Annotated in this window: 12 protein-coding genes; 4 read left to right on the forward strand and 8 right to left on the reverse strand. The window is 61.2% G+C overall.

Annotation, left to right across the window (positions count from 1 at the left end; genetic code table 11):
* Window positions 1–7: 7 nt before the first annotated feature.
* Both tssL and tagH read right to left on the reverse strand, forming a co-directional pair.
* Entirely contained in the window at window positions 8–1,522 is a 1,515-nt protein-coding gene (gene tssL / locus AC0L16_RS21940; protein ID WP_473623216.1) for a type VI secretion system protein TssL, long form, read from the reverse strand.
* 398 nt (window positions 1,523–1,920) lie between these two features.
* A complete protein-coding gene (tagH, locus tag AC0L16_RS21945; protein ID WP_473623218.1) occupies window positions 1,921–2,973 on the reverse strand; it encodes a type VI secretion system-associated FHA domain protein TagH in 1,053 nt (350 codons plus the stop codon).
* On the opposite strand from tagH, the gene AC0L16_RS21950 reads away from it, so the two are divergent.
* From AC0L16_RS21950 to AC0L16_RS21965, 4 genes are all read left to right on the forward strand, one after another.
* Entirely contained in the window at window positions 2,966–3,094 is a 129-nt protein-coding gene (locus AC0L16_RS21950) for a hypothetical protein (protein ID WP_473623219.1), read from the forward strand. The genes tagH and AC0L16_RS21950 overlap by 8 nt on opposite strands.
* 79 nt (window positions 3,095–3,173) lie before the next feature.
* On the forward strand, window positions 3,174–5,501 hold the full coding sequence (locus AC0L16_RS21955; RefSeq protein WP_473623221.1) for a type VI secretion system Vgr family protein: 2,328 nt from the start codon (window positions 3,174–3,176) through the stop codon (window positions 5,499–5,501).
* A gap of 10 nt (window positions 5,502–5,511) precedes the next feature.
* The gene (locus tag AC0L16_RS21960; protein WP_473623223.1) at window positions 5,512–5,937 is read left to right on the forward strand and encodes a DUF6484 domain-containing protein; all 426 of its coding nucleotides are present in this window, start codon (window positions 5,512–5,514) and stop codon (window positions 5,935–5,937) included.
* 18 nt (window positions 5,938–5,955) lie between these two features.
* Window positions 5,956–6,324: a hypothetical protein gene (locus tag AC0L16_RS21965; RefSeq protein ID WP_473623224.1), complete on the forward strand. Its 369-nt coding sequence runs from the start codon at window positions 5,956–5,958 to the stop codon at window positions 6,322–6,324.
* A 14-nt stretch (window positions 6,325–6,338) separates the two neighbouring features.
* Here the strand turns inward: AC0L16_RS21965 and AC0L16_RS21970 are convergent, their stop codons facing one another.
* Genes AC0L16_RS21970 through tssM form a run of 6 tightly spaced genes read right to left on the reverse strand, consistent with a single transcriptional unit; the run spans window position 6,339 to window position 14,471 of the window.
* A complete protein-coding gene (locus AC0L16_RS21970) occupies window positions 6,339–7,286 on the reverse strand; it encodes a hypothetical protein (protein WP_473623225.1) in 948 nt (315 codons plus the stop codon).
* A 24-nt stretch (window positions 7,287–7,310) separates the two neighbouring features.
* Window positions 7,311–8,285 (reverse strand): DUF4150 domain-containing protein, encoded by a 975-nt coding sequence (locus AC0L16_RS21975; RefSeq protein ID WP_473623226.1) that lies wholly within the window; start codon window positions 8,283–8,285, stop codon window positions 7,311–7,313.
* Window positions 8,286–9,311, reverse strand: a complete 1,026-nt coding sequence (locus AC0L16_RS21980) for a beta-ketoacyl synthase N-terminal-like domain-containing protein (protein ID WP_473623227.1) — start codon at window positions 9,309–9,311, stop codon at window positions 8,286–8,288.
* Window positions 9,308–10,411 carry a DUF2169 family type VI secretion system accessory protein gene (locus AC0L16_RS21985; protein WP_473623229.1) on the reverse strand — a complete coding sequence of 368 codons (1,104 nt, stop codon included), beginning with the start codon at window positions 10,409–10,411 and terminating at the stop codon, window positions 9,308–9,310. Before AC0L16_RS21985 ends, AC0L16_RS21980 begins: the two co-directional genes overlap by 4 nt.
* Window positions 10,411–10,950, reverse strand: coding sequence for a type VI secretion system-associated protein TagF (gene tagF, locus AC0L16_RS21990; protein ID WP_473623230.1), 540 nt, complete (start codon window positions 10,948–10,950; stop codon window positions 10,411–10,413). Before tagF ends, AC0L16_RS21985 begins: the two co-directional genes overlap by 1 nt.
* Window positions 10,932–14,471, reverse strand: a complete 3,540-nt coding sequence (gene tssM / locus AC0L16_RS21995; RefSeq protein WP_473623232.1) for a type VI secretion system membrane subunit TssM — start codon at window positions 14,469–14,471, stop codon at window positions 10,932–10,934. Before tssM ends, tagF begins: the two co-directional genes overlap by 19 nt.
* Window position 14,472 lies beyond the last annotated feature (1 nt).

The following is a 14,472-nucleotide window of genomic DNA, read 5'->3' on the forward strand; positions in this document are numbered from 1 at the left end:
GCCGTGCTCACAGTGTTTCCTCCTTGGGGATCATCAAGTCGACACGGCGATTCTGGGCGCGGCCTTCCGGCGTCGCATTGTCGGCGATCGGCTCGTCTTCACCCTTGCCGTCGACGGTGATCCGGGAAGGTCTGCTGAAGCGTGGCGCCATCATCCCTGCGACGGCCTTCGCCCGGGCGATGGAAAGGTCGAAGTTGGATTTGAACGGGCTCGATTTTCGCGGCTTCACATTGTCCGTGTGGCCGACGATCATGATCGGTCCGGGCTCCGGTTCCAGTGCGGCGGCAATGTCCGCGGCGATTGCTGCAAACTCCGGTTTTATCTCCGCCCTGCCGGACGGGAACAGCAGGACATTGTTGATCTCCACGATGATGAACCTGCCCTGCGTGCCGACGCTCAGCCCGCCGCGCGCGATGGTCTTGGCCAGTGCGGCATGGATGCGATCGATCTGGGAGCGGGTAGGGGCGACAGGCGGAGCGACCTTCACCGGCGCAGCCGACGGCGCCACGGTGGCGCGTTCTATGGCGATCGGCGTCGACGGATCGAGCGCCAGCAGCCTGCCGGCAAGGGCATCGCCCTCATTGGTGATGAAGACCCGCAATGCGAAGAATGCCGCCGTCAGCAGCGCAGACGCTGCGGCCGCAATCACCCAGAGCGGCAACCGGGCCGACGATTTTGGGCTGGACACCGCCAGGCTTTGCCAGTGCGGCGAGATGTCGTCGTCGGCGCGCGCCCTAAAATAACGAAGCGTCTCGTAGACGTCGCGTCGAACGCGTTCGAGATTGTTGTCCTCGCGCGCAAGGCCTCGATACTGGCCTTCGAACCCCAGCGACAGGCAGGCATGCATCAGTTCAAGCAAATCATAGTGTGCCTCCGGCGCGGCCAGTATCTGGTTCAGCGCTTGGTAGAAACCCGAGCCGGTGGGCACGACGTGGAAGAACTGTGACAGCATGCTGTGCTGTGCCCAGGTGTCTGTCTGGGGCCAAGGCAGGTTGCCGATGAGGTCGTCAGCGGTTTCGCAGAGAACAAATTTTGCGATCCGTGCATCTTCTTCGGGAACACCGGCTTTCTCCATTGTCCGATCGAATTTTTCGATCGCCTCGGCGACATGTTCCGCCAGTTGCTCCGCCTGTCTTTCGACAGGCATAAGCCTGAGTTGGCCAAACAGCATCAGCAAAGGAGCGGCCGCGGCGAGGATCGGATTGGCTGCGGAATATTTGACGCCGTCCGTGGCTTGCAGGAGGATATCCTGCTGAATGCCCGGCGCCGCCGCAAAGGAGCCGGCTGCCGCCGCTGCGCCGGGGTCCGCAGCCTGATAAATCACGGTTCCGGAGGCCCAGCCCGGCGGTGCATGCTGACCGACACCGGGATCGAATACCGTTGAATCCTTGACCGGCGAGGGACCGGGCTGCCCGTCGTCGGGAACAGGTCTGTGAGGAGCCGGCGCTGATTTCTCGGCGCGGCGCGGTGCGCGAATAACGGTCTTGCCCGCTGGGCCGAACGGATCGTCCTTCGAGCTCATCGCCAATCGTCCGTCCACGCGTCCGCGCCGCGTGTGCGCCACATCAGGGCAAGACGGTCCCCGACCAGGCGCAAGAACTGCAGGCGCAGCAGCTGCAGGCGCTGCTGGCGACGGCAGTGTCTGGAGGAAGGTCGGCTATATCTTTCTAACCCGCCGTAACATGACATGTGCCGCAGACCCCCAGGTCAATCAGCCTTACCCGCTGGCGAACTGTCGAAAATGATCGTAAGCTTAGAAACGGTCGATTGGAACCGGATGCAGCGCTGCGAAAGGATTTTTCTTCGCCAACGACAGCGCCGCATCTTTGGGTTCGCCAACGACGCCCTGATACATTCCAGTTGGTGCTTGATCCGCGCCGCAGCCGAAGGTCAGCGCAGCAAAGCTTCAGTCCTCCCGGTCTACTTTTGCTTGTCGGCTTTGGCATAGGCTTCGCTGAAATAGGCCAGGAATATGTCCAGCATTCCGTTTTCGTGTGCTTCCTCCATGGTCCGCCATTTGGCGACGAAGGCGTCCCAGGCCAGGCCCTTCTTCGAGGTGAACGACGTCGGCGGGAGTTTTTTGCTGATCGCCTCAGGCGACAGATCGTCAAGCAGCCGCGAGAGCGCAGCTTGCATGGCTGCATAGGTGGCGAACTCGTGCGTCTTGAGATCGCGGAACGCGTCTTCGATACTGTGCCTGGCATCAAGATAACCGGATCTGCGCCGCGCAAACATGATTTCGAGGATGTCGTCGGTTCCCGGGACGAACTTTAGGGGATTGTTGTCGGCAGCACTGATCATCGTCCGTTGTGTGCTCTTGGCCAGTGTTTTCGCAGCCGCACGTGCCTTCAGCAGCTGGGCTAGCTCCTCGACAACGGTCCGCAGCACCGCGCCGATTTCGGCAGCCGCTTCATGCGGATCACGCGATTGAAGCAATTCCGGCGAGATGCCGGCTGCGATCGCGATGTCCCGCAGCACCTCGTCTCTTGTCGAAGGGAGAGGCGCGGGCGGCGAAGCCACCGGTGCTCTCTGCCCGGGCCGTTGCTCCGCCGGATCGAAGAAAGGCTGATCTGCGAAATCCAGCGGCCGGCCGGTTGCAACAGGCATTTGTCGCTGCGTCGAACCGTGGCTGCTTCGAGGCTGGCCTGTCGCGGCGTGCTCGTCATCAATCGAAACCAGGACGACATAGCGGCCGATCAGCAACCGGTCGCCTTGACCGAGCCGGTGAGGGCCGGCCATGCGCTGCGTCGATCCGTTGATGAAGGTGCCGTTGCGCGAGATGTCGTGCAGCCAGAACGCGCCTGCCTGGTAACGCACTTCGCAGTGTCTGGCGGAGATGAACTTGTCGGGATCGGGCAAGGTCCAGTCACAGGCCTCGCGGCCGATTTCAAAGCTGCGATCACGAGCGGAATAGCCGGTCGACATACCGGCGGGCAGCGAGACGACATTGTTGATCTGCAGCCTGATGAACATTCAAAAATCGCCGTCGATCCTGTCGGGAAAACTCACCCAGGACATACCATTATACCAGCAATTTCTGAGCGGCGGCACAGAAGCGTTCCAGTCGATGATTCCACAGGCGACCACGCTGTAGCCACCAAGGGTCCCCTTTGGTCGGTGCAAGACATGTGCTAGGCTCAGGCAGAAACGAGCGGCGGGAGGGGGCACGACCCATGCCGAACGAACGTGCCACGGTTGTGCAGACGCCGGTTGGCGCTGACCTGTTGACCTTCACGCATCTTGTCGGGCGCGATGAGATCAGTCGTTGTCTGGCCTATACGGTCGGGTTCGTCAGCAGCAGCCCCGACGTCGATCCGCTGAAGATGCTGGGCGGTGCGGTTTCGATCGAAGGTGAATCCGATCCCAAACGCTGGTTCAGCGGCCTCGTCTCCGAGTTTCGGCTGACCCGGATCGAGGACCGTCTGGCTTACTACGAAGCCGTCATCAGGCCATGGCTCTGGTTTCTCGGCAACACCACCGACTGCCGCATTTTCCAGAACATGAGCGTCATCGAAATCGTCGAGGAGGTTTTCTCGAAATACAGCACGGCAAAATTCGAGAAGCGCCTGCAAGGCTCTTATCCGCCGCGTGAGTATTGCGTCCAGTATGACGAGAGCGATCTCGATTTCGTGCAGCGGCTGCTCGAGCACGAAGGCATCCTGTATTTCTTCGAGCACGACGAGGGCAAGCACACGCTTGTGCTCGCCGATGCCATGAACAAGCTCAAGCCGGCGCCGGGCTATGAAAAGGTGCCCTATCACTTTGAAGGGCAGGGCTCCCGGCGCGATGTCGAATACATCACCGAATGGATTCCAGGCAGCTCGGTGCGGCCGGGCGCCTATGTCCATACCGACTATGATTTCGAGAAGCCGGGCGCCGACCTGATGGCCAAATCCGCCCAGCCGTTCGGTCACAAGCTGGCCGCGGGCGAGAATTACCGCCAGCCCGGCGCGCATCTCGACGTTGGCCGCGGCGACAGCCTGGCTGCGATCCGGCGCGAGGAAATCCAGGCCGTGCACCAGCGCATCGCTGCAGTCGGCACCGTGCGCGGCCTGTATTCCGGCTGCACGTTCAAGCTGGACGGCTTCCCAAGAGAAGACCAGAACCAGGAATACCTGGTGGTCAGCGCCGAATACAGGCTGTTCGATCCCGGCTACAGAGCCCTTGCCGACGTCGAAAGCGAGAACTTCAAGGTGATCCTCGGCGTGGCGCCGACCGCCTTGGCCTATCGCCCGCCGCGGGTCACGACACGGCCGATCATGCGCGGCCCGCAGACGGCGACGGTGGTCGGTCCGTCCGGCGAGGAAATATTCACCGACAAATATGCACGGGTGAAGGTCCAGTTCCACTGGGACCGTCTCGGCAAGAAGGACCAGAACAGCTCCTGCTTCGTGCGCGTGTCGCAGACCTGGGCCGGCAGCGGCTGGGGTTTTATTCAGATCCCGCGCATCGGCCAGGAGGTGATCGTCGACTTCATCGAAGGCGACCCCGATCTGCCGATCATCACCGGTCGCGTCTACAACGCCTCGCAGATGCCGCCCTACGGACTGCCGGGCAACGCCACGCAATCCGGCTGGAAATCCGACTCCTCGAAAGGCGGCGGCGGTTACAACGAGCTGATGTTCGAGGACAAGGCCGGCTCCGAACTGGTCAATTTCCAGGCGCAGAAGGACCACAACCTTCTGATCAAGAACGACCGCACCAAGCTGGTGCAGCACGACCAGTCCGACCGCATCGACCACGACGCCAACCACTCCGTCGGCCACAACCTCGACGAGGACGTCGGCAACAACAAGACGGTCAAGGTCGGAGTCGACCAGACCACGGATATCGGCAACAACGACACCGAGACGGTGGGGGTGAACAGGTCGCTGACGGTGGGGTCGAACGAGACGATCGGTATTGGGTCGAACTCTACTGAGACGATCGGGGCCAATCACACGCAGACGGTGGCGATCGTGCAGACGGTTACAGTGGGTGCGGCGCGCATTGATTCTGTGGGTGCTTCTGAAACCCGAAGCGTAGGCGGCCCACAAACGAATACGATCGGTGCGACACGGTCGGTGACTGTTGGGGCGGCGCAGAGCCATTCGATCGGGGCGAGCGACAGCTGGAACATATCGGCCAGCCAGAGTATCGAGATCGGCGCAGACCAAGGCATTAAGATTGGTGGCGCCCAGATGGCCGAGATCACCAAGACGCGCAAGACAGAGATAGGCGCCGATGACAGTACACAGGTAACGGGCGCCCATGAGCTGAAAGTTGGAAAAAAGAGCCTAGTCCAGATCGCCGACGACTCTGCTTTCAATGTAGGCAAGAATTATACGCTTGAGGCGAAGGATTCGATCACGCTGAAGTGCGGAAGTGCCGAGATCATCATGAAGAAGGATGGGACGATCAACCTCAAAGGCAAGGATATTTCCATTGATGCTTCGGGAAAAATCAGCGGCAAGGCATCCAGCGACATCAAGTTCAAGGGCAGCAAGATCCACCAGAATTGAAGGATGAAGCATGACTGAAGTTCGTGATCGCATCGATGGTGTCGTGATAGGCATTTTCTTGGGATTTGACGACACGTCGCCGCTGGTGGTCTTTCCTGGAAACCTTGTCGAGACGGCAGTCGCCGCGCGGAGCCTGACCAAACTCGATGCCAGTATGATCGGCGCTGAAGTAGCGCTTCTCTTTCAGGAGGGCGATCCCTTGCGCCCACTGATCGTGGGCAAACTTGTGGATTCTTCACGCCGAGCCGACGCCAAGCAGGTCGTTCGCGACGGTGAATTGGTCCATATTGTCGGCAATGAGCGCATCGAACTGCGCTGCGGCAAGTCGGTCATTATCATGGAGAAGGATGGCCACATCACCATCCGAGGAACTTATGTCACCAGCCACGCCAGCGCGACCAATCGAATCCGCGGCGGCTCCGTGAACCTGAACTGATGCCCGGAACCTGAACTGATGCCCGCGCCAATACTTTGCGAGATCGTGCGCCAGCATGTGGAACAGGCAGCCTTCCTGTGGACGGTTTACCATTACCATCTGCTGCATCCGGGCGAAAACCCGGATATGGACGATGAGCGCCTTGCTAGGTTGATAGAGCGCCTTGAAGCTCATCTCGATGGGGCCAGGGTCGCGGGTGAGACCGGTCGCAAGATCGCGCAACAGCGCTTCGAAGAGTTCCCGGAAGCGGGAGAGCTGTTCGTGGTGCGGATGCTCTCCGCTCAAAAACCGATCCGCATCACAGACCTTGATCTCGCCAAGGTGCAGCGCTTTATCGAAGTCAACTTGGGAAAGTTTGAGGCGACCGTTAGCACTTCGGAACTGTAGCTTTTTTGGGGCTACTACGATCTTTTGAGGAGTTCGGGAGGCACAGGCATGAGAGTCCAGGCTGTGCCGTCGTGACGAGCCAGACCTTCGCGATCAAAGTACCAGATGATGCCTTTCTTCACCTCGATGTTCTTCGGACTGCCATATTCGGACGGTAATGCCAAGGTCTCCAACAGATTCAGCTTCGCGTCGAATATGTAGATTGCTGTCTTACCCAGCACATAGAGTTTCGATCGGTCGAAGCGGATACGGAGGAACTTCTCGAGCAAACCTTCGACGGAGGCGTCTTCCATTGTGCCCGGTCCCGTTCCCGTAACAATCGTGCCGCCACCGCCCACAGCAACAAGGCGCGACGCGTCTACAAAAACAAGGTCGTACAAGGCCTGATTGTTTGGGAGCTCTGCCGGGCTCCATATGCCATCGTTGTAAAAGTAGAGGCAACCTTTTGCCGCATGCTTGGGCCGGCTGTGCGTGTATCCGCAGACCGCCAGTTTTTTCGGGCTAATCGCGGCGATGCCCTCGAAGAAATTGTTTGCCATACCATCGACATCACGCTCGCAAATCCGGACCCATTCATCCTTCCTGGGCCTGAAATAGACTTGGGAACCGTCGCCGCACACATAGAGGATGCCCGCATTATGGGTAATGGCGAGCGTCGAACCAAGATCCTCGGCATCCTCGCTGAGGACGCCGGCACCGGGGATCTTTTCGTAGTCCACGTCCTCAGTAAGAAAGTAGAGGTCGCCTTCATTGGTTAGCGCGACGAACACATTCTCATTATCGCTCTCGAACGGGTAGGTGCAAACCGAGACGACTGTTCTGGGGATGTCAACATCAGCGACCTGTTGTTCTGTCGTGTCCTGAAACATGAGAAAGCGCGAGTACGGATCCTCGTCGTCGAGTTCGGTCGGGACCGCGGCGATAAGATCTGGGGCAATGTAGCCCGACGCTCGAATCTTCATCTGCGCTCTCCTGCTGTTGTCGGTCTATTTTCTAGGCTTTGGCGGCTTCATCGTCTTCTTGGCTTCCTTGCCGGGCAACGGGTTGGAGGTTCGACCCTTCTGGCCTGGCCCGAATGCGCTTTGTTGTGCCTCGACCGCTTCCTTTGCCTTCTTGATGCAATTCGCATTGAGATCTTGGAGGTCATCGAGAGATGAAATGGTTGCCTCGGTGATCTTGCTCATCGGCGCAACGCCGAGCTTGCCTTGCGCTTTCAACTTGGCTTTCGCAGCCGCTAGTTTTGTGCCCTTGAGTTTGGCCAAACCGGGTCGGCCCAGCGTAACGATCTTTTCACGGTCGGCCTCATGAATCCGTTCGTGATCATCAGGGCTAAGACAGACGCAAACCCCCTCTCCGAGCGTCGGAGCGTTGGCGATGCGCGTGGATGCAACATCGGCGTCGGCCCGACTGCCGGTCCGGAAACACTTGTCCGGGACGATGTGATGTGCCTCGCCGCCGTTGTCGTTGCAGACCGCGGCGATCGCATCATAAGAGCCAATCAGGCATTTTTCCGTGCTGTAAATGACTCCGGCGCCGGTGGCCAGTTTCGGAAAGGTCAGCGTATTTCCCTGTGGAGAGGCATGATTGTTGGTCGACAGGTCCGTCATTCGGTTGACGGGTTCGCCATCGGCCTTGACATTGCTCGACCAAGCGACGGCGTATTCCTTGCCGGTATTCTTCGATGTGATGATGCCTTTCTTGGCCGCGCAGCCGGCCTCAGTGCCGGTCGTCTTGGTGTAGTAGGACTTGTTTTTCTGCGTAATCGTCTGACCGCCGATCTTGACAGTGCTGGTGCCTTTGTCCGTGTCGCTGTCGAAGCCGAAAGAAGGATAGGGAATCGGAACGCCAGGGGGTGTTGCCGGATTCTCCGGCGGCGTGAAGCAGACATCAGGAAAGGCCGCTATGACCTTGTTACCCTGCGCCTTGCAGGCGACTTCAAGGCTATTGGCGTAGACTGTCATCTATGCAGCCCTAGCAGCAAAGATAGCGGCGCCGCAGGCGCCGGAGTCGTCGGAGGCCTCGATCAGTACCGGATTACCCGCCGCGTAGCCCTTCCTTGCGGCCGCAAGGGCCATGCCGATCATCACCGGCACCGCCGCCGCCCCGATATTTCCAAGCGATTCGCCCGGCGACCACAGGTCCTGAAAGTCATGGGCACCCCGCACGAGCCGAAGGCTTGCCAGGGCCGTTTGCTTGAACCAGTACTGCTCGCCGATAAGGTCCGAAATACGGAACCCCAATTGGTTCATCTCAATGCCGGCTTCGTTCAGCGCGTGCCGATAGGCGGTCGTCATTCCGTCGCCGCGCAGCGGTTCGTCGGCCTCGTTGTAGATGAATGCATTCTCCCGGGCGAGGCCGAGACCGTGCAGTCTTAGTACGGGCCCATGACCAGTACGGGTGCACAAAACAGCGGCCGCAGCCTCGCCGGGAATAAAGCCGTTCGGATTGTTGGTGGCAAGCAAGCGGCGGTTCGCCAGATAGAAGCCTATCGCTTCGGGAGTGAGATAGCTGTCCACCCCTGCGACAATGACTGCTGACGTTCCCCCTTCGGCCAGCAGTCGGCGCGCCTGCTCAAGTGCTACCAGACCGGATGGCCGGCCATGCGATACGATGCGAGACCGTGGGTCGACGTCCATATCGAGGGCTGCGCACACGTTCCGCAAGAACACAGATGCATCCTGGACGGAAGAACTAGGCCGTGGGGCCTCTGGAAGGCACAACAGCATCGGAGTCCGTTCGCGTGCTTCTGGCACCGCAGTGCATATCTCGCTTATAGCAGCCGCTGCCATATGGATCATACGTTTTTGGCCGATCCATCTTCGCGGCATACTGACCGGGGCGCCAAGCAGCCATTCGCCTTCGCCATCGGCGTAAGGCGTCTCCTTGAAGCCGTCCAAGCGCGCGCGGAGCGCCGCACAAGACGACGGTGCATCAAGACCGACAGCCGTCACCATACCGGTCGCTATGATATCGAGCGCAGCCGTCATGCGTCCTCGACCTCCAGCTGAATCGGCTCCGCGATTGGACGCACATATGGCTTCTTGACGACTTTGGCGTGGAGCATGCCTGGCGTCGGCGGCCCGACCCAGCATTCCGTAAAGTCGAGGATCGTGCGCTGAAGACGTTGTGACACACGCCAGACCAATGAAAAGCGACGGTTCTCGGTGTCGAATAAAACAGTGTCCGGATGGATATCGGCCTCGAATGCCTTGGCGTGGCCCTTGAACATCGCAACCTTGATGGCCGTGGCTGGCATTCTAAAATGTTCGCGCCCCAGAGGTGTCAAATTGACAAGCTGAACTTCCTCGCCGCCGCGCGGCGGATCGATCTGCTGGTCGGGCGGAGCCATCTGGAAGTAGCGTTCGTCGAAGTCCGGCGGCAGAAAAGGGAAAATGTTGTTGGCCCAATTGTCGTCATAGGTGCCGCCATATTCGATGCGGCCCGGCCAGCCGCGGCCCATCGGGCCGAAACTCATCGGTTTGTAATCGCCAAACGGGGTGCGGATATCCTCGCCGACAGCTTGCGTGTTCGGTAGACGCAGGCCGGGAATGAGGCGCTGGTTCCTGGTACGCGACCAGCCGGTTCCAACTGGATTGTATTTATAGCTGGCGGGGAGCTTGTCCTCCGGGTCCAGCCTGTCGACGCCACCCCAGGCAACATCATAGGAGATGGGCAGTTTCAGGAAGGGCTGCGGCGGGGTGGAAGTTAACACCGGCCCGATGGCGCGCCACTCGCGGTGGCCGACGACCTCGAACAGTTTCGACCAATTGCCCACCTTGATGCCGACGGGCACACGCTCGGCCGGCCTGCCGTTTGGTGCGTAGGCACAGCCATTGGCGACGATGTCACAGCGCAGCTTGCGGAAGACGAAATCGGTTTCCCACAGTGTGGCGGAGTAACCGGGTTCGCCGGTCTGTGTATCGGCAAAAACCAGCGGCACCTGTTCGGCCGATTTTTGCACCAACCCGCCAGGCGTCGCGGGAAAGTCGAACGTGCCTTTGACCACCACTACGACCCACTCACGGCCGGTCGTGTCCGCGCTCACGGAGAATTCGTGCCGGTAACCCATCTGGTTCCAGATCCGCATCAGCTGGTCTCCCAGTTGGCGGCAAAAATCTGCTCCAGCGTCGCTTGCGGCGACAGCGGATCAATATCGAAAATGTCGGAACGGCCAGTCCACATCACCATATCGTCTATAATGTCTCCGTCCTGCCCGACCGGCGGCACCGGCAGTGTGGCCAAAGCGGCATCCAGTTCGTCGGGCGTCAGCTCGCCCCTCTGGGCGGCGAAAGCAGCATCTTCAATCCCGGCAAACCACGCATCGGCGCGAGCCAGTTGAATGGAAGCGTCAGGGAGCTGCGCCACGACGCTCAACGGGAACTGCCTGCCGACCCTGTCGGCGCTCTGCAGAATAATGCCCGCCGAGGCGCCAAAAGCAGCCGGGCCGGCCAGGAAGCGCAGCGCTGTGCTGCGCGGCCAGCTTTCCGAGCCGATCAGCGGCACGATGTGCTGCGCCAGCCAGCGGTCCCAGACGCGGACAAAATCCCCCGGCAGCCGCCGCGTGACGAAATCGCCGGTGGCAGGCATTTTGCCGAAAAAGCCGGGGATCATATCTGCGGCGGACATGAGAATTTCTTGAACATTTGCAAATTGTAGGGGTTCTCGACGCTTGCCGCCTTGAGCTCGAAATCCGCGTACATGCCTTGCGTGCCCAGTCGCAGGCTGTAGACGTCGGACAGCGAGGTGCCGGTGAAGCGGCCGCTGCGCAGCAGCCTCAGCCACGCCCAGCTGCCGGTTTCGTTCAACATGACTTCGGGCGAGCCGTCGATCGGCTGGAAGGCGAGCGAGATGACGCCGGTGCCGTCCTTGCCGGGCCAGGTCATCGGCTGCGGCCGCGTCGCGTTGTTGTAATAGACGAGGTTCTGGCCATCGAGATTGAGCGTCACGCGCGTGACATTGGGCGACAGGTCCGTCGGTTGCAGCGTAAAACTCATCACCGGGCCGGTACCGCCTGGAAAGAGATCGTCGCGGATCCGCCTGGCCTGTTCGAACGCCGCCAGAGCTGCCGCATCGAGGCCGAAATCGGCGCGCCATTTCCATGGCTGGCTGGCGGTGTCGACATAGCTGATCAAATGGTCGTTGATGAAGCTGTCGATCATCCCGGCCGGCCCGAACAGGCGGGCGAAATCGCGGACATTGACGTCGACCGCGCTTTCGGGGCTGAACGGATAGCGGTCGTTCAGCGCCGCCTGGCAGAACGGCAGGATGTCGGCGCGCCAGATGGCGTTGAGTTCCGAGGTGACCGCCTTCTGGGTCAGGCCGCTGGTGTCGCCGGCGATGCCGCCGAGCCAGTCGTCGACCGGATCGGGCAGGATCTGCGCTTGCCTGGCGACCGCTCCCGTCAGTTCGGCCAGCCCGCCCTGCTTCTTGATGGCGTCCTGCGGGTCGGGATTGGCCGTGACCGTCTGCAGCACGTTCGAAAGTGCGGTCAGCGCCACCACCGCGGCGTCGAGTGCCGGCGGCTGGCCGTCGACCTCGGCGATGGCCCCCTTGAGCGGCTTGAAGTGTTCGGCCACCAGAGTGCCGGTAAGATCCACCTCGTTGGCGGAGCCTGCGCGCGGCAGCAGTTTTGCCCCTGTCTTTACGATCTTTCCCAGCTTCCCCAGCTTGCCGAGCAGTTTCGATGTGCCCTTGGCTGCCGCCTTGTTGTCGGCGGCCGGCGCTTCATCGGATCGGGTCAGCTCGGTCTCCTGAACGACCGCCGTAAGCAGGCGTTTTAGCGCGGAGTCGGCGCTCGAAAGGTCCTTGAGGTTCTCGCTGGCGACATTCAGGTCGGCCAATGGCGCCAGCCTGATATCGCGCAGGATGCTGTCCCATTGCGCGATGTAGTCTTCGTAATAGAGTTTCAGGATATCCTCCGACAGTGCCGAGACAGAGGTTTCGGAATTTTCCGAACAGCCTCCGGCGAAGACCGCCCGATCGAGTGCGGCCTGGGCGGCGACGTCCTCGACCCGTTCGAGAATGGCATCGTGGAAGCCGGAATAGGTGAACGCGCCTGAAATGCCGACGCGCAGCGTCTTGTCGGAACGCCGCGCAAAAACCTTGGCGCCGTTGGGGCCGGCGAAATTCGCCGGGATCCATTCCTTGAGGTCGGCCACCGCCGGGTCGGCCAGCAACTGCCTGTAGGCACGCGCCGGCAGCGAAATCGTGCAAACCGTTTTCAGCGCCTCGGCAACCAGCGCCTGATCCGCTGATATGTAGCTGTCGTCGACCGCCATGCGGCGGATCGCGGCAAGCTGGTGCTCTTCCGCGTCGGCGGTCGGAAAGGGCGCCGCCGGTGCGAATTCCGGCAAGTCGTTGACCCACCAATTCTCAATGAAATCGGCGTCCATCTGCGACAGGCCCGTCATCATGCGATAGGTTTTTAGCGCCCCAAGCATGAAATCCGGATCGCGGATCTGCCGCCACATGGTCGCCTCGAGCAGAGCGACCATGTGCGGCTCGAGGACGTTGCGCAGAGCGTGCTCGTAAGTGTCGGCCTGCGCCCGCAGCAGCTCTGCCGACGCCGACGGCCCCAGCAGATCCTGGGCACTGCTCGGCGGTGCGGTACGGGCATTGGCGACCTCGGCCATCGCATTGAGCGCGCTGTCGATGGCGGGCTGCTCCACCGATGCCGGGCTCGCGGCTGCCGCGGTCAGTGGCGCCTGCAGCGCTTCGAACTGGCCCGCCTGCGCTGCGATCGCATTGCGGTTGTCATAGTAGGACCAGGTGAACATCGCACCCGCCAACAGGGCTGCGGCGGCACAGGCTGCGGCGGCGCCACGCCAGATCCAGGCACGGCGGCGCTGCGCCAGCGGATCGAACGTCCCCAGGCCGGCCTCCCTAAAAATGACCTCGGTCAGCAGGTTCTTCAGGAAAAAGCTGCGTTTTTCAACGCGCGGCGCCGGCATGGCCCGTCGCGGCGGAAGACCGAAGGATGACGACAGCGCCGCGGTCAGCCGGTCGATCGGCGCCCCTTCCTGGGTTGCCGACGTCAGATAGAGGCCGCGCAGCCAGGCGGCTTCTTCGTAGCGGCTTTCGCCGAACATCGCCTCGACCAGCACCTGGATCGGCTCGGACAGGCTCGTCAGCTGGGCGGGAAACCTGAAAATCTCGGCGCGGGCGGCGAGTTTGTCCTCGTCCTCCAGGCGCGGCACCAGCCGCCGCTCGAGTTCCGTCGCAAGGGTGGCGATTTCCCGTTCAATGGTCTTTGCGTCGACACGCGCATCGAGCGCGAAGGTCGTCCCCCAGACCTGCTCGCGCGAGGCCGTCGACAGGCCGCCGAAGAAAGCCTCGAAACCCTTGATCAGATCGGCCTTGGTCAGCATCAGATAGACTGGAAGGCGGATTTCGAGCCGGTCGTTGAGCTCTGCCAGGCGCCGACGGATCTTGCGGCCATGCGCCTTGATGGCTTCGTCGCCCTCTGAAAGCGCATCGATCGACAGCGCGACGATCACGCCGTTCAGCGCCCGGCGGCCGCGATGCTTTTTCAACAGGTCGAGGAAGCCCAGCCATTCGGCCGCATCGACGTCGGGCTGGCTCTCCTGCTGCACGTAGCGGCCCGCCGTGTCGATCAAAACCGCATTCTCGGAGAAAAACCAGTCGCAGTTGCGCGTGCCGCCGACCCCCTGCAGATCGTCGGTGAGATCGATCGGAAAGTTCAGGCCGGACTGGCGCAAGGCCGTGGTCTTGCCGGTGGCCGGCGGCCCGACGATCACGTACCAGGGCATCTCGCGCAGGAACTTGCGTCCGCCCAGCTTGCGGCGCTTCAATTCGACCATCACCTCGGCGAACTTGGCGCCGACGGCGGCGACGTTCTCTTCGCCGGGGCTCAGCGGTTTTTCCACCACGGGCGCAGCGATTTCGGCGACGAACATGCGGTTGGCCCGGATCGCCCGGCGCTGCGCGACGATCAGCCAGATCAGCCAGAAGATGACCAGCAGTGCAATGATGACGATGCGGACATTTTCCGAGGCGAAGGGTTCGTAAGCACCGACCCTGACGATCGGACCGAACACCCAGATAACCAGGGAAAGCAGTGCGATGCCGATCAGCGTCCACAGCCAGCGCGATGTCAGAACCGCCCAGAGGAAGCGCAGGATGAACATC

This window comes from Mesorhizobium sp. WSM4848 (genome assembly GCF_055811375.1).